This is a genomic window from Flavobacterium sp. FlaQc-30, from assembly GCF_044005885.1.
Lineage (GTDB): Bacteria > Bacteroidota > Bacteroidia > Flavobacteriales > Flavobacteriaceae > Flavobacterium.
In genome coordinates this window covers 281,912-299,652 of sequence record NZ_JBIPCO010000005.1, presented here as the reverse complement: position 1 = coordinate 299,652, position 17,741 = coordinate 281,912, and the positions used below count along the sequence as shown (strand labels likewise).

Annotated in this window: 17 protein-coding genes; 2 read left to right on the top strand and 15 right to left on the bottom strand. The window is 31.9% G+C overall.

Annotation, left to right across the window (positions count from 1 at the left end; all coding sequences use genetic code 11):
- Nucleotides 1-7: 7 nt before the first annotated feature.
- The 9 genes from ACHRV0_RS13545 to ACHRV0_RS13505 form a co-directional block, all read right to left on the bottom strand.
- On the bottom strand, nt 8-2,539 hold the full coding sequence (locus ACHRV0_RS13545) for a PIG-L family deacetylase (protein WP_395441193.1): 2,532 nt from the start codon (nt 2,537-2,539) through the stop codon (nt 8-10).
- Between the two features lie 162 nt (nt 2,540-2,701).
- Nucleotides 2,702-3,229 (bottom strand): hypothetical protein, encoded by a 528-nt coding sequence (locus tag ACHRV0_RS13540; RefSeq protein ID WP_089055737.1) that lies wholly within the window; start codon nt 3,227-3,229, stop codon nt 2,702-2,704.
- A gap of 189 nt (nt 3,230-3,418) precedes the next feature.
- The gene (locus tag ACHRV0_RS13535; RefSeq protein ID WP_395441192.1) at nt 3,419-5,251 is read right to left on the bottom strand and encodes a hypothetical protein; all 1,833 of its coding nucleotides are present in this window, start codon (nt 5,249-5,251) and stop codon (nt 3,419-3,421) included.
- 87 nt (nt 5,252-5,338) lie between these two features.
- Entirely contained in the window at nt 5,339-6,439 is a 1,101-nt protein-coding gene (locus ACHRV0_RS13530) for an AI-2E family transporter (protein ID WP_395441191.1), read from the bottom strand.
- Between the two features lie 110 nt (nt 6,440-6,549).
- Entirely contained in the window at nt 6,550-7,080 is a 531-nt protein-coding gene (locus ACHRV0_RS13525; protein WP_129024362.1) for a mechanosensitive ion channel domain-containing protein, read from the bottom strand.
- A gap of 10 nt (nt 7,081-7,090) precedes the next feature.
- Nucleotides 7,091-7,675, bottom strand: coding sequence for a Maf-like protein (locus tag ACHRV0_RS13520; RefSeq protein WP_129024363.1), 585 nt, complete (start codon nt 7,673-7,675; stop codon nt 7,091-7,093).
- On the bottom strand, nt 7,668-8,594 hold the full coding sequence (locus tag ACHRV0_RS13515; protein WP_129024364.1) for a geranylgeranylglycerol-phosphate geranylgeranyltransferase: 927 nt from the start codon (nt 8,592-8,594) through the stop codon (nt 7,668-7,670). The genes ACHRV0_RS13520 and ACHRV0_RS13515 overlap by 8 nt, the downstream gene beginning before the upstream one ends.
- A 137-nt stretch (nt 8,595-8,731) precedes the next feature.
- Nucleotides 8,732-9,259, bottom strand: coding sequence for a KdsC family phosphatase (locus ACHRV0_RS13510; RefSeq protein WP_395441190.1), 528 nt, complete (start codon nt 9,257-9,259; stop codon nt 8,732-8,734).
- Nucleotides 9,243-10,004, bottom strand: coding sequence for a Rossmann-like and DUF2520 domain-containing protein (locus ACHRV0_RS13505; protein ID WP_395441189.1), 762 nt, complete (start codon nt 10,002-10,004; stop codon nt 9,243-9,245). The genes ACHRV0_RS13510 and ACHRV0_RS13505 overlap by 17 nt, the downstream gene beginning before the upstream one ends.
- A gap of 307 nt (nt 10,005-10,311) precedes the next feature.
- Between ACHRV0_RS13505 and ccsA the strand changes: the two genes are divergently transcribed.
- Nucleotides 10,312-13,530, top strand: coding sequence for a cytochrome c biogenesis protein CcsA (ccsA, locus tag ACHRV0_RS13500; protein WP_395441188.1), 3,219 nt, complete (start codon nt 10,312-10,314; stop codon nt 13,528-13,530).
- A gap of 64 nt (nt 13,531-13,594) precedes the next feature.
- On the opposite strand, the gene ACHRV0_RS13495 is transcribed toward ccsA, so the two are convergent.
- The 6 genes from ACHRV0_RS13495 to ACHRV0_RS13470 form a co-directional block, all read right to left on the bottom strand.
- Nucleotides 13,595-14,215 carry a low molecular weight phosphatase family protein gene (locus ACHRV0_RS13495; protein WP_395441187.1) on the bottom strand — a complete coding sequence of 207 codons (621 nt, stop codon included), beginning with the start codon at nt 14,213-14,215 and terminating at the stop codon, nt 13,595-13,597.
- Nucleotides 14,216-14,227: 12 nt separating this feature from the next.
- Complete coding sequence (locus tag ACHRV0_RS13490) at nt 14,228-14,701, bottom strand: DUF6428 family protein (RefSeq protein WP_129026314.1); 474 nt, start codon at nt 14,699-14,701, stop codon at nt 14,228-14,230.
- Between the two features lie 20 nt (nt 14,702-14,721).
- A complete protein-coding gene (locus ACHRV0_RS13485) occupies nt 14,722-15,054 on the bottom strand; it encodes an ArsR/SmtB family transcription factor (RefSeq protein ID WP_395441186.1) in 333 nt (110 codons plus the stop codon).
- A 260-nt stretch (nt 15,055-15,314) separates the two neighbouring features.
- Nucleotides 15,315-15,695 (bottom strand): DoxX family protein, encoded by a 381-nt coding sequence (locus ACHRV0_RS13480; RefSeq protein WP_395441185.1) that lies wholly within the window; start codon nt 15,693-15,695, stop codon nt 15,315-15,317.
- 91 nt (nt 15,696-15,786) lie between these two features.
- Nucleotides 15,787-16,575: an anti-sigma factor domain-containing protein gene (locus ACHRV0_RS13475; protein ID WP_395412321.1), complete on the bottom strand. Its 789-nt coding sequence runs from the start codon at nt 16,573-16,575 to the stop codon at nt 15,787-15,789.
- A complete protein-coding gene (locus tag ACHRV0_RS13470) occupies nt 16,575-17,105 on the bottom strand; it encodes an RNA polymerase sigma factor (protein WP_395441184.1) in 531 nt (176 codons plus the stop codon). Before ACHRV0_RS13470 ends, ACHRV0_RS13475 begins: the two co-directional genes overlap by 1 nt.
- A 350-nt stretch (nt 17,106-17,455) precedes the next feature.
- Between ACHRV0_RS13470 and ACHRV0_RS13465 the strand changes: the two genes are divergently transcribed.
- Complete coding sequence (locus tag ACHRV0_RS13465; protein WP_395441183.1) at nt 17,456-17,590, top strand: hypothetical protein; 135 nt, start codon at nt 17,456-17,458, stop codon at nt 17,588-17,590.
- Nucleotides 17,591-17,741 lie beyond the last annotated feature (151 nt).

The window sequence follows — 17,741 nt, the reverse complement described above, 5'->3', positions numbered from 1 at the left end:
TCGTTTTTTATTGCTTAACATCTTGTTTAGGAGCTTCTATTGGCTGTTTCAGCGAAATCATGTTAGATAATAATCTATAAGCTCCTGCAACGCCTTCAGGTAATTCTCTAAAGAAACTTAAACCAGTGTAAATATAATATCCTTTTCCGTACGGCGCTACTAATAACGCGCCGTCTTTGGCTGATTCGCCTTTATCATGTGAAGAGATAATAGGAGTAAAGGCAGGATCATATTGATTTGGATAATACAAGCCTTGTTCTTGTGTCCAGCCTTCAAAATCTTTTGATGAAATTTTGTTTGGCGTATTTAAAACAGGATGAGTTGGTGCTAAAAATGTAACTTTTGCATTTTCTTCTGTTACTCGGTCGTATGATAACTTTAACGGATATGGCGCAATTTTATCCGTTACCAATTGTCCATTTGTATTGTATTGAACAATCATGTTTTTACCGCTTTTTACAAAATTGAATAAGATGGTTTGTTTGTTCGCCAAAGCATTTACAGTATTATAAGCACGGACTCCAGTAATAACAACATTAAATGAATCTAATTTTTCTGGTGTGATTTCTTCAGGTTTTAAGATCGTTACTTTATATCCCATTTGCGAAAGACTTTCAGGAACTTCATCACCGGCGCCCATTATATAAGCAATAGCATCTCCTGAAGTTTTTAAATCAATTCGTATTGCTTTTGAATCGGCTGATTTTAGAACCATTTGTTTTGTAATATGGCTGAAATCAATAATTGTTTCTGCTTTATCAAAACGCTTATTATCAATAGTAACAATACTTTGCGCTGTAGTTTCTTCTGGATTTACAGGAGGTGTAACTTCGAAATAAAAAATATGTTCGTTTCCTTTTTGATCTAAAGTAAACGGAATTTGTTTAGGAACTACAGTCCAGCTTTTTGGTAATTCTAACTGTAAATTTCCTTTTACATTATCTTTTCCTGCGCGAACTTTTACGGGAATCATTTTACTGTTAGTATCTCTAAAAACAAGTACTTTTTCTAAAATTGAAGTGGTAACGTCTGGCACAACATCAAGAAAGTTATACATTTCGCCTTTTACGCTGTCGTTGTATTTGTAAATAACGGTACGCTCAAACGGAATTTCGACACCTTCAATTTTTATGGTAAAAACAACTTTTACATTTCTAATAATATCTGGAATCCCAATGTTTTCTTGATTAGAAACAGTATACATTCCAACAGTTGCTTTTTCTTTTAACCAATAAGGCTGCGTGTATTCAATGTTTTCTGGCAGTTTTGTTTGAAGAATAAACTTTTGAGTGCTGTTGTTTTTTAAAATAATATTTTGAATAGTTATTTTATTGTCTGGCAATGAAGTAACACTTGTAAGCTGCATGTTTACTGGAGACCTGTTTATTGCCTCTAAACTAAGTTTTACAATACTTCCCGGAGTAGCTTCCTGCTCGCTCGCGACAGCTTCTAAGTATAAACCTGCACAAGATGCGATAATATTTTTTACAGCTTCAGATTTTAAATTTTTCCAATGATCGTCGTTTAAAGCTTCAATCATAGTGTAGGCTTTTACTAAATCTGGTATACTCGCTGATGGATTGCTAAAATCATACTTGGCAATAATTGTCGATATTAAATCACCAATTGGTTTTCCGTTTTTAACACGATTCCAAGTCGTATCGATTCCATCAAAAACATTGTTTTTATCTAATCCGTTTTCGCCTTTAATTACTTCTAAATACTCTGTTTCTTCACCACGAACACCAGTACTTCCAAAACCTTGCGATTGATGACGGCTTCTGCTCAATGCGGCGATTTCCTGATTTGATTTTCCTAATCCAGTATAATATACACCCGTTTCTAATTTTGCAAAATTAGATTTGTTAGCAGCATCAAATTTTTCTTGACTTCCATAAAACCACCATGAAGGATTAAAATAAAGTCTTTTTACCTGCCAAGGCGAAACAAATTTTAATTGTTCGGGATATACTTTTGAATCGTTTGTTAGATTATAACTCTCAACGCTCAACATTGCAGATGATGTATGATGTCCGTGCGTTGTTCCTGGCGACCGATGATCAAATCGATTAATTATTACATCCGGCTGAAATTTTCTAATAGTCCATATAACATCGGCCAAGACTTTGTCTTTATCCCAAATTTGTAAAGTTTCATCTGGAGTTTTTGAAAAACCAAAGTCATTTGCTCTAGAAAAAAACTGCTCGCCGCCGTCTATTTTTCGGGCTTCAATAAGTTCTTGAGTTCTTATTACGCCAAGTAACTCACGCAATTGAGGACCAATTAAATTCTGACCTCCATCTCCTCTTGTCAGCGACAAATATCCAGTTCTAGCATTTACTTCGTTTGCAAAATAAGAAATCAAACGTGTATTTTCATCATCAGGATGTGCTGCAACATACAGAACTGATCCTAAAAAGTTTAATTTTTTAATTTGATTGTAAATCTCTACAGAATTTGGTTTTTGCGGCTGCTGAGCGAATGCGATGTTGAAACCTATTAAAAAAAATAGAATTAATTGAACTGGAGTTTTTATCATACTTGGTTAGTTGGTTTTTTAATAGACTCAAAAATAGTAATTAAATTATGGAACAGTATTTAAATGAAATGTTAATGTTTAGTTATTGATAACTAATTAGATACTGTTTAAACATGCAAAAAGAGCGTATTAATAAAAATTAATGCGCTCTTTTATAGTTATTTATCTTCTTCCGCGACCTTCGTGGCGATCGTCATCATCATCTCTATCATGTTTTCCATGATGTTTGTTGTTATGTTTATCATAATGTTTGTCGTAGTGCTTGTAATTTCTGTTATCGTTACGACGATCATTATAACCATAAACTGGTCTTGGTCTATAAGGTCTTTGTGGCGCACCGCAATATCCTTTATAGTATTTTACTTTGTGTCGATCAAAGTAAGTGTAAGGAGTTCTTCCATGATAATCTGTTAAAACTACTTTGTAACCTCCATATAAATCATAGTTTCTGTACTGTCTAGGTAAATAAGTTGTTCTAACCCATCTTCCGCCTCCAAAATAGATGAACTGCGAAGCTCTAACATCATAATAAGCCTCAATATCTGGCAAATAGTAATACTCCATATCTGCATATCCGGCTGGTCCCCAAGCTGGCGGATTACCTATGTTAACGTTTATTGATACCTGAGCTTGTGTGGCATTTGCAATCAAAAGGAATAATCCGGCGATTGCTATTTTCATTGTTTTCATCTTTTCTAAAGTTTAAATGTTAATCTTGTTTAAGGATTTTCATATACCGTGCCAAAAATAAAAACGTGATACCGTTCGTCGGATAAAATATACTTTTTAACGAGTGAATTAGTGTTGTAAAATCTGTAATGCATTGATTTTTAAACTAAAAATAAAACACAAAAAAAAGTAAAAAAAATAAAGCTCTATCTATTTATAATCGACAATTCTTGGTTTTGCAAGTTCAAAACTTTGAAGTCCATAATCACTAGTTTCAAATGTATTTGTTTTAAAAACATTATCTCCTTGATTTGGAATACTTGGATAATAGGATAATGAGAGTTGAAAAGAACTGAAAACCAAATAGTCATTGCTTATTAATAATCCCAAAGTAATTTTTGAATAAGGTTTACTTCTTAACATTGCATTATCTGGACTTCCTAAAACTGCTATCGAATAGTTAAAAAATGGATTTAAACGGAAACCTAAAACAGAATGCGGCGAATAAGTTTGAGTTTGAAGCGATAAAACAGCTTTGCTTGTTCCATAAATAGCGCTATTAAATCCTGCTAAACCATTCTGCTCGTTTATATTCAGTTCATCGCCAATGATATTCTCGCGGTTTACACCTATAACAAGCTTAGGATTCACAAACTGTCTTAATTTCCAGTTTCCTATAGTGAACAGTTTAGTAAAGTAATTAGACTCTAATAAAAAGGCGGTTTCGTAAGTTTTTGATTGATGAAAAAAAGTTCCCGCTTCAAAATTCATACTTAAAAAACCCAATCGGTAGTAGTTTCCAAATGAAAATTGTGCACCGGCATAAGGTCTCCAAAAGGTATTTTTGTATTGATATCCCAATGTAATACCGTAAATACGACCAATTGGGACATCTTCCGTTTGTCCGTTTCTAAAAATATAACTGTCTTTTATAAATTTACGTCTATTCAATCCAATACCCGCTAAAAGTAGTTTTTGATCAGAATAGAAATTTGTGGGATCATAAACTTCTGAAGGTGTTTCGGTAAAATCCACATTTAAAAAACGTGCTGCTACAATTAGATTTGTAATTGCTTTATTTTCATCTTCAAAAACTTTCGTGGCGTGACCTCCCCATAAATCTTGAAAATTATATTTAAAAGGCTGATAAGCATAAGTTAAATCAGGAGCTTGCAGCGTATCTTTCCTGAAATTCTGCCCAATATAAACGCCGCCTGCCCATTTAGTCAAAGGAGAATAGAAATCACGCTCAATATCTATTGATTTGCTGTAATTGTTATCGAGATCCATATTGTAATGCAAGGCGGCTCCAATATAAGTGTTCTTAATATTAGGAATCGTGTACGTGGCATCATTACCATTTCTACCATCATCAAATCGGTTAGTGTAACGATATTCTAATTGCTGACCGGAACCAAAAAAATCTTTTTCTTTAAAACCTATCGACATTTGATTACTCGATACTGAAAATCTAGGTATGGTACTCCACGAATCCAAAACCCTGATAGTAACATCAACAGAATCTGCCGCCATTCCAACTAACTTATTCGAAATTCTGACCGCCGTAACATATCTTTGAGATCGTATTAAACGTTCTGTTTCCTGAACTTTATAGCTGTCGTAAACTGTGTTTTTTCTAATTAACAACAGGTTTTTTATAGCAATTTTCTTTGTTTTTAAATGAAGTCGATTTCCTGTACGTTCTCCCCAGTTCTTTGGCATCACAGTAGAATCAACCACAGAATGTCCAAAAGGATCTAATGTAATAATGTTGATTTTTCGGATAATTTTTCCATCAAAATTTGTGGTATCAGTAGAAACAAGAACTTCGTCTTTTTTTCTAGGTTTCTTTGCTCTGAATATAAGCTTATGTAAGGTTTTGGTGAACTTGTTCTTCTTAGAATAATTTCGAATTCGATTGTATATTTCGGTAGTGTCCTTTTTAGTTTTAGTCTTTTCTTTTAAAGTATCTGACTGAGCATAAATGCTTTGCAAACTAAAGCATAACAAAATAAAAACGACTATCTTTTTATTTAGAAACATTCAGATATTTTTAAACTTACTTTTTTACTGATTTTTATATGAATATAAGATAAATAATACGAACATTTTTAAAATTGACAGCTTATTTTAATTGACAGTTTTGGTTTTTCGAATTCGCCAGATGAATTTTTTAGGCATATGATTGCCCATAACATAACCCCAAGGTTCTAGTGAATCTATACGATCGAAGATAATTTTTAAAATTGCAAGAAGCGGAATTGCTAAAAACATTCCTGAAATTCCGGCCGCTGTACCGCCAATAATAATTCCGATAATAGAAACAAAAGCATTTATTTCGACTTTTGAATTAATGATTAATGGCACCAGCAAATTGTTATCAATCAATTGAACAATTAAGTTCACGATCAAAATTCCAACAACTAATGATACTTCGGCAGAACCTGTTAAAGAAGCAAGAATCGTAATTAAACCCGCAATTGCAATTCCGATGTAAGGAATCAGGTTTAAAATCCCTGTTATTAATCCTAAAAGAATGAAATATTTCACACCAATAATCCAAAGTCCTAAACTGGTAAGTACCGAGACTACAATCATTTCAAGAATTAGACTTACAATATAATTATTGATCGAAACTTTTATCTGAGTAAGAATATCTTTTAACGCAGCGTGATTTTCTTTGCTGATTAATTTGGCTAAAAAAAGTATAAAATGATCTTTGTATAAGAGAAATAGAAATGTATAAATTGGAATAATAGTACAGTCTACTAATAGATCACTTATAGAAATTAAAGCTGATCCTAAAGTAGCATTTCCGTTTTTAACCGAATCTTTGGTTACGTTATCTAAATACTTTTTCTGCTCGCCAATACTTACATGAAAATTCTCTTTTATAAACTTATGAATTTCAATTAGAAAGGAGTTTGCATTCTTTTTAATCGTATCAAAATCATTTGCCATATTCGTAACTTGATAGGAAATGAAAACCAAAATTCCGACTATAAACAAGAGAAAAATTAAAACGCAAACTATAGCAGCAAAATGCCGCGGAAACTTCAATTTAGTATTTAATATTGTAAAAATAGGAAGCAGTAAAACAGCAAATAAAAATGCCATGAATACTGGTGTAAGAATATCTTTTGCAATGCAAAAAATATAAGCAAGTGCAATTAGACTTACTAATATACAAGAGAGTTTTGCATAGAATGGCAGTTTTATTGTTGGAATCATTTGGAGAGATTTTATAGTGAAACGTTAAAAAGCTAAACAAATATTGCGATTTATTTAACGTTTTGCGTTCCAGCTTTTTAGTCAAGCCTTATAAAATTCCCATTCAAATTTTAGTCAAAAAATTCCTTTTCTTCATATTGTGTCGGCATAATCGAAATACCTTTTTGAAGAAGCAGATTGTTAGGAAAAATAATTTTTTCTCCTTCTTTGGTTTTTAGATTGACATGAAAAGCGCTGATATCCTCGATTTCGGCTTCGATAGGAAAATCTTTATCATGTATTTTTATAGTATCTCCAATTCGGAATGGAAATGAAAAAAACAAAATCATTCCCGAAGTAATGTTACTCAGAATAGACCATTGCGCAAAAAAAGCAACGCCAATTACTGTTGCAATAGACGAAACCGTAAAAAGTATATCTTTTGTTTCAACACCCCAAATTACTATCAAACTTATTACAACAAGTATATTCATTAGTATATGAGTATATTTAATTGCCAAGTTTGTTCTGTGTTCCAATAGCTGGCTGCTGCTGGCAAAACGACGAATTAATTTTGCCACAATAACACGCATTGTTATTAATAATAAAAGAACAATTACGGTAGCAATAATTTCCTGGCTATACTCTTTGAAAGAAAACATATCTATTTTTTTACACTAAAGTACTCAAATATTCATAAACTTTGGCTGTTGGCAGTCCCATAACATTTGTATAAGAACCTTCTACTTTTGCAACTGCCATAAAACCAAACCATTCCTGAATTCCATAAGCACCCGCTTTATCATAAGGTTTGTAGTTTTCTATGTAATATAAAATAGCTTCGTCTGATAAATCTGCGAAAGTTACTTTTGTAACATCATTAATAAGGGTAGAAGAGGAATTTGTTTTAAAACAAACCGATGTAAACACTTCATGTGTTGCATTCGACATGGATTTTATCATTTGAAAAGCATCTTCTGCATTCTTTGGTTTTCCCAATGCTTTATTGTTATGCCAAACAATAGTATCACTTGTTACCAAGATCTCATTATCATTTAATTCTCCATCAAAAGCATCTGCCTTTAATTGTGCCAGATAATCTGTAATTTCAACTGCTTTCAGCTCTGGCGGATAGATTTCTTCAATTTCTTTTAAACGAATTTGAAAATCAAGATCTAAATCTTTAAAAAACTGCTGTCTGCGCGGCGATCCCGAAGCAAGAATTAAACTATATTTTTTAAGCTTTTCTTTAAGCATTGTATTTGATATTTAAATTAATGATGAGAATGGATAAAATTCCAAAGAACAAAATAAATTTTAAAACAGTACTTAAATGCTGAAAATCCTTTTTTGATTTGGCGCTGAATACTTTTACTATAAAATAAAGTAAAGGTGCTAAAACAAAAAGAAATGCATAAATGGTAACAATAAAAAGATGGTTTTGAACAAAATAAGTATTAATATAAAGTAACGATAATATAAACGGAATTATGGCACAGGCTAATGCAATTTTAGCTGCTCTGCTAATACCAATTGCAATTGGTAAAGTATTCATTCCTTGATTATAATCGCCATTTACATCTTCAATATCTTTAACTATCTCGCGAATAAAATTAATCATAAAAGCAAAGAGGGCGTAGTCTATTAAAATCGAAAATAAACTGGCCATTTGTGCTTGATTTTCTGAATTTACGACAGGAAAAAGATCAAAGATTCCAATAATAAGAACACTTACAGAAAGGAGTGCAGCAACAACAAAATTACCCAAAATCATAATCTGCTTTAAAGTAGTTGCATAAAAGTAGAGTAGTGCAGCTATTAAAATAAAAAGTGATGCAAAACTAGGACGCAAAATAATATTTGACAACAAAAAACCTATTGCAACACCGGAAATATTAAGACCAATATAAATATTGTATGCTGCAGTTTCTGAAATTCCTTTTCCAATAACCACATCATTTGGTTTGTTTATAGTATCTGTTGCAACATCGTAAATATTGTTTATTACATAACCTGCAGCAGCCAATAAAACGGTACTTAAAACCAAAAGTCCGTATTGCCAGTCAGATAAAGCCAAAGGAATATCCTGTTCTTTTAAAAAAGCATAACGAAATAAAACCTGCATAAAAGCAAGCATTAGTAGATTTTTATATCGAATGAGTTTTAGGTATTTCATTTTTTTGGAGGTTCTGAGTGGCTAAGATGCTAAGATTCTAAGGCTTTTTTTAAAGATTCAAAGAGGCAGAGAGGCAAAGGTTCAGAGATATTATTGATCGTAAACTGTGACTGAATACTTCGACTGCAAACTGAGCACTAATCATGCTTCCCATTAAAATACTCCATCCATTTACCTTGCACTTTCATAACTTGCTCAATAACGTCTCTTGCGGCACCTTTTCCACCTTTTACGTGCGAAATGTAACGGCAGATATTTTTAATTTCAGGAACTGCATCTTGTGGAGAGGCAGGTAAACCTACTAATTTCATTACATGATAATCCGGAATATCATCTCCCATGTATAAAACCTGTTCTGGTTTGATATTATTTGCTTCTGTATACTCTTTAAATGTTTTAACTTTATCAGGAGTTCCTAAATGAATATCGGTAATTCCTAAATTTTGAAGTCTCACTCGAACGCCTTCGTTGCTTCCGCCAGAAATAATACAAACATTATAACCGCTTTCTATAGCTGCTTTCATCGCATAACCATCACGAATATTCATTGTGCGAAGAATTTCTCCTTCAGTGGTTACAAAAACGGAACTGTCTGTTAGCACGCCATCAACATCAAAAATAAATGTTGTAATGTCGTTCATCATTTCTTTATAACTTTTTGCCATTATTCTCTATAGATTGTGTTAGTATTTTATAAATATTTTTTTGATTTTCATCTGTTATAAATTCCAAATGTGCATTTGTTGTTACTGAATCTCGGCGTATTGCAGGGCCAGTTTGTGCATCAATCGGGTCTAAGGTTTTAATTTTATCGGCAGTTTCCTGAATTAAAGGTTTCAAAACTTCAAACGGAACATGATGTTCGTCACAGATTTCTTTTCCTATTTGATATAAATGATTTGTGAAATTATTAACGAAAACAGCCGCTACATGCAATGCTTTTCGCTGTTCTGAACTAATTGCAAAAACAGCATCTGAAATGCATTTTCCAGCAGTTTCTAAGATCGTGTAATCTTCTTGATTTTCAGCTTCTAAACAAATTGGGATTATAGAAAAATCGACTTCTTTACTTTTAGAAAATGTCTGCAACGGATAAAAAACACCTTTTCTGTTTTTTGAATCTAAAATATCGATTGGAGTAGTGCCTGAAGTATGAACAACTAATTGATTCTTAAAAGGTAATTGCTTTGAAACTTCAGAAATTGCAGTATCAGAAACTGAAATAATGTATAAATCTGTTTCTTTTAAAACCGAAAATTCGGTTACGATTTTCTCTGAATCAATAATAGAATTCAAAGCTTCTTTTTTTCTGGAAAACACCTGTACAATTTCAACAAGATTACTTGCAGAGAATGCTTTTATTAAATGTTGAGCGACATTTCCAGAACCAATTATCGTTATTCGAATCATATCGCAAAATTAGTATTATTTTTTTTAAACTTAATTGACATAATAAAGTTTTGCCACAGATTATGCTGAATAGAATGATTTTCGATCGATTATTTTTTTTGCAATTAAACTTTTAAATCGCCTAATCTGCAGTAGATAAAATAGCAAATATTCTACAGTTGTATTTTTGTAAAACTAAGCGTACATTTTTATCAATATGATTAAATTTGACGCTCTTTATTTGGTTTTTATTAACAAAATAGCCCTACTGCTAATCAACATTTTTAAGTACTTTTGTGGCACTTTTATACAATGTAATTCCTTAAAAATGGATAAAAAAATATTCTCTTTTTTGTTTTCTACACGATTAATGGCCGTTCTTTTTTTAGCATTTGCAATCGCAATGGGTATTGGAACTTTTATCGAAAGTAAGTATAATACCGATACTGCCAGAATTTTAATTTACAATACATGGTGGTTTGAAGCTATAATGGTTGTTTTCATGCTTAATTTCTTCGGAAATATAAAACGTTATCAATTATTAAAGAAAGAAAAATGGGCTACTTTATTGCTTCACCTTGCTTTCGTTTTTATCCTTTTAGGTGCTTTTATCACACGTTATATCAGTTATGAAGGAATGATGCCTATCCGTGAAGGGGCAGCCGAGAATCAAATTTATTCAGACAAAACATTTATTACCGTTTTTGCTGATGGTGAATATAAAGGTGAAATGAAACGCAGGGTTTTTGATAAAAGTCTTTTGCTATCTCCTGTAACCAATAACAATTTTACACTTTCTGGTAAATTTGACGAAACTCCTTTTGAGGTAAGTTACGTAAACTACATCATGGGAGCTAAAGAAATGATCAAACCAGATCCCAAAGGAACACTTTATTTAAAGTTAGTTGAAGCTGGAGCAGGCGGACGTGAAGAGCATTTCTTGAAAGATGGTGAAGTACAAAACATTCACAATGTATTATTTGCTTTAAACAAACCAACTGACGGCGCCATCAACATTAATACAACTGGTGAGCAATATACCATTCAAACTCCATTTGAAGGAGAATTTATGAGAATGGCCGATAAATTAAAAGGTGCTGTAACTAAAGATAATGTACAGCCTTTAATGATGCGTTCTTTATATAGTATTGGTGACATTAGAATTGTGTTTCCAGATCCAGCCGTTAAAGGTGTTGTTGATTATGAATCTAGCAACGACTTCAAAGCAAAATCTCATACAGACGCTTTAATTGTAAAAGTAAAAGCTGACGGTGAAGAAAAAGAGGTTAGACTTTTAGGTTCTAAAGGAAGTATAGGGGAGCCTCAAACCGTAAAAATTGGAAAAATAGAATACAGCTTATTTTTCGGCAGTAAAGCTTATGTTTTACCTTTTAAAGTAAGATTGAATGATTTTATCGCTACGAAATATCCGGGAACAGAAAAAAGTTATTCTGCTTTTGAAAGTAAAGTAACCGTTTTAGATTCTACAGAAACTTTTGATGCTGATATTTATATGAATCACGTTTTAGATCATAAAGGATATCGTTTTTTCCAATCTTCATTTGATCCGGACGAAAAAGGAACTGTACTATCTGTAAACCATGATTTTTGGGGAACTTCAATTACTTATTTTGGCTACTTTATGTTATATCTGGGATTAATGGCAATTATGTTTACCAAACATTCTCGTTTTGCCGATTTAAAACGCAAATTGGAAGTTGTAAAAAAGAAAAAAGAAAAATTTATCACGATCTTAGTTTTAATGATTAGTTTGAGTGGTTTTGCTCAAGCACCTCATGTTCATACACCAGGTGACAATCACAATCATGATCATAATCATACAGCAGATCCAAATGATCATGCAAATCACGTAACAGCTCCGCCAAGTAAAAAACAATTAGACTCTTTATTGTCTATTTACAAAGCACCGACAGCACATGCCGCAAAATTTGGGCGTTTGATTATTCAAGATGCTGGAGGTAGAATGAAACCTGTTAATACCTTTTCTTCAGAATTACTAAGAAAAGTAAGTCACGACGATACGTATAACGGAATGAACTCTGATCAGGTATTATTGTCTATGACGCAATATGCACAAGTTTGGATTCAGGTTCCTATAATCTATATCAAATCTGGAAATGACAGTATTCGTAAAATTATTGGAGTAGATAAAGAAGCCAAAGCGGTTGCATTTGTTAACTTTTTTGATGCAAACGGAAACTATAAACTTTCTCCATATTTAGATGCAGCTTACAAAGCGGCAAATCCAAATCAGTTTGAGAAAGATTTTATTGAAACAGATAAAAAAGTAAATTTAATGGAGTCTGCTTTAAGCGGAAGCATTTTGAAAATTTTCCCTGTCCCAAATGATCCAAATCATAAATGGGTTTCTTATTTAGAACGTGAAAATGCAGGTTTAAAAGGAATGGATTCTACTTATGTAAAGCAAATTTTACCTCTTTATTTTAGTGCATTAAACAATGCTTCTATTTCTAAGAATTGGGATACTGCCGATCAATTAGTAGAAAGTCTTAATGGTTTTCAAAAGAAATTTGGCGCTAAAGTTCGTCCAAGCGAACAAAAAATTGATGCCGAAATCGCATACAATAAATACGATGTTTTCAAAGGATTGCCTTATTGGTATATCACAGTGGCGAGCTTGATGTTTATATTTATTATTGTCAATATTTTCTTTGAAAAAAAATGGCTTCGTATTACAATAAACGCATTCCATATCATGGTGGGCTTGCTATTTGCTCTTCATACATTAGGATTAATAGCACGTTGGTATATTTCTGGTCACGCACCTTGGAGTAATGCTTACGAATCTATTGTATATGTAGCTTGGTCAACAATGTTCTTTGGTTTGGCTTTTGATAGAAAATCGAAACTTACTGTTGCTTCATCTGCATTTGTTACAGCTATGATTTTGATGGCGGCATATATGAACTGGATTGATCCAGAAATTGCAAACTTACAACCAGTTCTTAACTCGTATTGGTTAATGATTCACGTTGCAGTTATTGTAGGTAGCTATGGTCCAACTGCATTAGGAATGATTCTAGGTTTTGTAGCATTAGTATTGATTTTCTTTACAACTGAGAAAAACAAAGCTAAAATGGAATTAAACATTAAAGAGATAACTTATATCAACGAAATGTCTTTAACTATTGGTCTTATCATGCTAACGATTGGAAACTTTCTAGGTGGACAATGGGCAAACGAAAGTTGGGGACGTTACTGGGGATGGGATCCAAAAGAAACTTGGGCTTTAATTTCTATCATGCTTTATGCGTTTGTAATTCATGCTCGATTTGTTCCAGCTTTACGCGGAAAATGGTTCTTTAATTTGATGAGTATGTTTGCGTTTGTTTCTATTTTATTTACATATTATGGAGTAAACTTCCATTTAGTTGGCCTGCATTCCTACGCAAGTGGTGAAGCACATTCACTAAGTTGGGTTTATTATTGCTTAGGTACAATTTCTCTAATTGGAGCAATAACATATCCAAAATACCGCAAGTATTATAAAACCAAGAAAAAATAATAAGCAAAAAAAGGTTCAACTATAAGTTGAACCTTTTTTTTTGACATAAAATAAACGGTAGAATCTATGTTTTTACTTTAGAAAAAACATAAAACATTTCAGTTGCAATTTGAAGACTTCTTTCCATATACTTTTCATCCTGCTGTAATGTATTGTCAAAAATTTTAGGGTCTTCAAAAGTAATAGGAAAACGTTTTTCGGCTCCAGCTACATACGGACAATCTCCGTCTGCCTGCGAACAAGTCATTATAGCAGCAAAACTATCAGTTGGATTAAAATCATCATCGAATTTTTTAGAAAAACCAATTATTGGATTTTCATTCTGCGCAAACTTTATCGCATAAATAGGATTAGTATCTTCAGATAATTTCTTAATCTTAAACCCTGAATTTGTAAGCATTTCAGCAATTTTAGGAAATACAGCCGTTGCTTCAGTTCCACCAGAATAACAACTTACATTCTTAATATTATAATAGTAAGCCGCCGTTTGTGCCCAAACCTGCGATAGATGACTTCTTCTTGAATTGTGCGTACAAATAAAGTTTAATCTAATCTCAAGATTATTTTTATTTTTAAAATCAACAAAGTCAATTAACGGCTGCAAAACAATCTTCCGTTCATCGGTAATAGATCGAAAGTCAAAAGACAAAACCAGCTTTCCAATTTCTGGAAATAATATATTCATATCGATCCTTTTTTAGCAGCATCCATTTCCTGGAGTACAAGAATTTGAATTATCAGGACTTAATTGAGTAAAACTTAACTTCGTTTTTTCTGCTGGAATTCCGCATTGATCTTGCGCTAAACAAGCAGTTTGTTTATTCAGCAGTAAAAAATCTTTCCCGTTAAAACCTAAATCATATTTTCCAATTGTAGTATCTTGATATTCTACTTCAATTTCAAAATCTGGAATATTTAAAACTTTTTCCGAAAGTTCAATAATATGAATAAGTTTTCCGGGTTTTAATCTATGTTCAAAATCGTTCGCATCCCACAGCTGAAAATTTACTACAGTTTCATTACGTACAACTCCGCCGCAGTCTATAAAGTTTTTAGTGATTAAACCAACTTCGGTAACATGAAAATGCTCAGGAACAAAATTTCCGTTAGGTAATTGAAAATTTACTGTGTCAACAGTTTTTAAGATTGTTTTAATTTCTGAAAGTTTCATAATAATTTGTGTTTTTTAGATTAACAACATTCGTTTTTTCTTTTGTCTAAGTGTGCTGTAATAACATCAAGAAATGCTTTTACTTTTTCAAATCCAACTTCGTTTATACAGTAACAAATTGTATTGCCTTCAATACTTCCTTTAATTAAGCCTGCATTTTTAAGTTCTTTTAAATGCTGTGATACTGTTGGCTGCGAAAGAGGCAATTCATTTACAATATCACCACAAATGCAAGCATTAACTTTTAGAAGATATTCTAAAATAGCAATTCGTGCCGGATGACCTAAAGCTTTTGTTAAAACAGCTAATTCATTTTGGTTTTCTGTAAAGTGATCTGATTTTGTAGTCCCCATAATTATATTTATATATATCTATATTGCAATATTACGATATAAAACTAAATATTTCGAGTTTATAGTACATTTTAACTAAAAAATAATACTTCACTTATTTTAAGACGATTTTACGAACAAAAAAATAAAACAGGTAAGAATGTTCAAAAAATAAAAAATAAACCAACAAGACAATTGTGGTGAAGTCGTTTTTTTAACATTTAAAAAAAAATTACCATCATCATAAAAAAAGCTCTTAGATAAATTTTAAAAAAAAAGTACTAAATTTTCCTTTGCAAACCATTTGGAAACATAATTGCTAAAAGAACGCATATCAACAAGAAATTATACTCGACACCATTTCTTCCACCGCCAACAACAAACCAGCCCTCTTGAAAATGAACCAGAATAATTCCCATTACCAAAATAAATATGGTGACAAAACCAGCAGGTTTTACATATTTATTAATCAGTAGTAATACAGCCGCAGCAATATGTGATAGTTTAATTGACCAAGCTAGAAAAACACCCAAAGGAGCGAAGCCAATTTGATTTAAATACAAATTTCCAAAGTCATTAATTCCGTTGTTAAATATCCCAAAAACAGAATGGGTTAAAAGTATAACAGCAACAGCAATTCTAAGAAGCATTAGTCCTTTCATAAAATTTAATTTTGGTTTTACTTCATTTAAAAATAATAAAAAAACGCATATTATAGTAATATGCGTTTTGAGTTTTATGATAAGTTAAATTTTAAACTTTTCCTAAAGTATACAATTGTGTCATTGTTGGAGTTAAGCTTCCGCCGGCAGGCTCAAGAGTAATTCCAAAAGCTTCGGCTTCATTTGTACGATCAACAGCAAATATTTTTTGTGAATTTCCTTCAAAATCACTCAATAAACCAATACTCGTTGGCGTAAGTACAGGACTTAGTTTTAATGCCCAAACTTGATACACCATTCCTTTAGGCGGTTCTGGTAATCCAGCGGCATCAATATAAGTCGTTTTAGTATCTTTATTCCAATATACTTTTGCAAAAGATGTTGGCGAAACAGCTTGACCTCCAAGTGTTACACCAGTGTTTTTAATATCTCTCACGATGGTTAAACTCTTGGTGATCTCTTTATTTTGCTCACCTAAGAAAGCATACTCTTTCTCGATTTTACTTTTCTCTGTTCCAACAGTAGTAATCGCTTCTTTTGTTTTTGTAAGCTCTAAAGTCTGATAACCAAAACCTAACAATAACAATGCAGCAGCAGCCCAGCCCACATATTGTGTCCAGTTTGAAGCAGGTTTCATTTCGACTACTTTACCGTGTTTAAGCTCTAAACGTGCTTTTATTTTTTCGAAATTAGCAACAGAGTGGAAAGGAGAGAAGCTTGAAGACAAAGCAACAATTGCTTTTTCTATCGAGATAATTTCCTTTTCAACTTCTGGGCTTTTTTTTGCCATTTCGGCTATTTCTAAATTCTCCGTTTCGGTTAATAAACCATAAACATAAAGTTCTAGAATTCCTGAGTCTATATATTCTTGTGCTTCCATTAGATTTTTAGATAATTACGTAAGTCGTTAATACAGTTTCTGTTTTGAGTTTTGATAGTTCCCAGCGGCAATGCCAATTCTTCAGAAGCTTCTTGTTGGGTATATCCTTTAAAAAATAATAAATCGATGATTGCAATACACTTTGGTTTCAGTTTTTTGACAAATTCCTGAATTCCAATTGTGTCAATTTTGTCAAGGAGTTTATTACTGTCGTCTAACAGATTTACGAAATTATCGGATGAAAGGTTTTTTTGTGTGTTGTTAAAATTCTTTGAACGAAGCTGATCTACAGATGCATTTCTGGCAATATTAAGAATCCACGTATAAAATCGACCTTTGCTTTCACTGTAAGAATCGATGTTTTTCCAGATTTTTATAAAGACTTCCTGCAAGACATCTTCTGCTTCTTCACGGTTTTTTATTAAAACATGTATGACCGAGAACAAACTTTTGGCGTACATATCGTACAAATGTGTAAAAGCTCTTTCGTCTTTCTTGTAAATTAAAACTAATAATTCTTCTTGACTCATAGATTTGGATTTTTAAAGTTTAAACAAAAAATTAGTAAATATTATCTGTAACCTGAGATAAAGATAATTTATTTTTTTGTCAAAATTTCATTTTTTTTAACAGTCTTAAACCTAGAAAAATAAGGAGTTTCAAAAAAAATGTAATTTTTTTTTACTTTTTTAAAACCAAAAGTGAACCAATTACGTAAATGCTATTATAACATGTAAAAAATTTCAAGTGAAATAGCAGTTTTCTTTATTTTGAATTGATGCTAAAGTACTTAAGAGTAATTTTTAAGTATTCATACTCAAAAAAAAATAATATTCAGACTGAAATAAACAGAATGTAAATCTTACAAAACTAAAGTTCTATGATAAGTGTAAATAGATTTAAAATATTAATTGTGGGTTTAACAACAGTTTTGGCTTTACAGAATTACGGTGAAAGTGATTTTAGAAAAGAAATTGAAAAAAATTGGAACAAAGAAAGTAAAGAAATACAATAAAAAATAAGATAGTTGATGTCTTCGGACTTCCAATCAAAAATTATTAAAGCAAAAAAGTAATCACAAAAACAGTAAATAAAACAATCTACATATAAACGCCATAGAAAGAAAATTTAGTGATTAAGATTGAAAAAATAATTTTTACTATAAC

What these genes read in the sequence shown, in the direction of transcription:
- ACHRV0_RS13545 (WP_395441193.1), bottom strand. Translation starts at nt 2,539, where the DNA reads ATGATAAAAACTCCAGTTCAATTAATTCTATTTTTTTTAATAGGTTTC.
- ACHRV0_RS13540 (WP_089055737.1), bottom strand. Translation starts at nt 3,229, where the DNA reads ATGAAAACAATGAAAATAGCAATCGCCGGATTATTCCTTTTGATTGCA.
- ACHRV0_RS13535 (WP_395441192.1), bottom strand. Translation starts at nt 5,251, where the DNA reads ATGTTTCTAAATAAAAAGATAGTCGTTTTTATTTTGTTATGCTTTAGT.
- ACHRV0_RS13530 (WP_395441191.1), bottom strand. Translation starts at nt 6,439, where the DNA reads ATGATTCCAACAATAAAACTGCCATTCTATGCAAAACTCTCTTGTATA.
- ACHRV0_RS13525 (WP_129024362.1), bottom strand. Translation starts at nt 7,080, where the DNA reads ATGTTTTCTTTCAAAGAGTATAGCCAGGAAATTATTGCTACCGTAATT.
- ACHRV0_RS13520 (WP_129024363.1), bottom strand. Translation starts at nt 7,675, where the DNA reads ATGCTTAAAGAAAAGCTTAAAAAATATAGTTTAATTCTTGCTTCGGGA.
- ACHRV0_RS13515 (WP_129024364.1), bottom strand. Translation starts at nt 8,594, where the DNA reads ATGAAATACCTAAAACTCATTCGATATAAAAATCTACTAATGCTTGCT.
- ACHRV0_RS13510 (WP_395441190.1), bottom strand. Translation starts at nt 9,259, where the DNA reads ATGGCAAAAAGTTATAAAGAAATGATGAACGACATTACAACATTTATT.
- ACHRV0_RS13505 (WP_395441189.1), bottom strand. Translation starts at nt 10,004, where the DNA reads ATGATTCGAATAACGATAATTGGTTCTGGAAATGTCGCTCAACATTTA.
- ccsA (WP_395441188.1), top strand. Translation starts at nt 10,312, where the DNA reads ATGGATAAAAAAATATTCTCTTTTTTGTTTTCTACACGATTAATGGCC.
- ACHRV0_RS13495 (WP_395441187.1), bottom strand. Translation starts at nt 14,215, where the DNA reads ATGAATATATTATTTCCAGAAATTGGAAAGCTGGTTTTGTCTTTTGAC.
- ACHRV0_RS13490 (WP_129026314.1), bottom strand. Translation starts at nt 14,701, where the DNA reads ATGAAACTTTCAGAAATTAAAACAATCTTAAAAACTGTTGACACAGTA.
- ACHRV0_RS13485 (WP_395441186.1), bottom strand. Translation starts at nt 15,054, where the DNA reads ATGGGGACTACAAAATCAGATCACTTTACAGAAAACCAAAATGAATTA.
- ACHRV0_RS13480 (WP_395441185.1), bottom strand. Translation starts at nt 15,695, where the DNA reads ATGAAAGGACTAATGCTTCTTAGAATTGCTGTTGCTGTTATACTTTTA.
- ACHRV0_RS13475 (WP_395412321.1), bottom strand. Translation starts at nt 16,575, where the DNA reads ATGGAAGCACAAGAATATATAGACTCAGGAATTCTAGAACTTTATGTT.
- ACHRV0_RS13470 (WP_395441184.1), bottom strand. Translation starts at nt 17,105, where the DNA reads ATGAGTCAAGAAGAATTATTAGTTTTAATTTACAAGAAAGACGAAAGA.
- ACHRV0_RS13465 (WP_395441183.1), top strand. Translation starts at nt 17,456, where the DNA reads ATGATAAGTGTAAATAGATTTAAAATATTAATTGTGGGTTTAACAACA.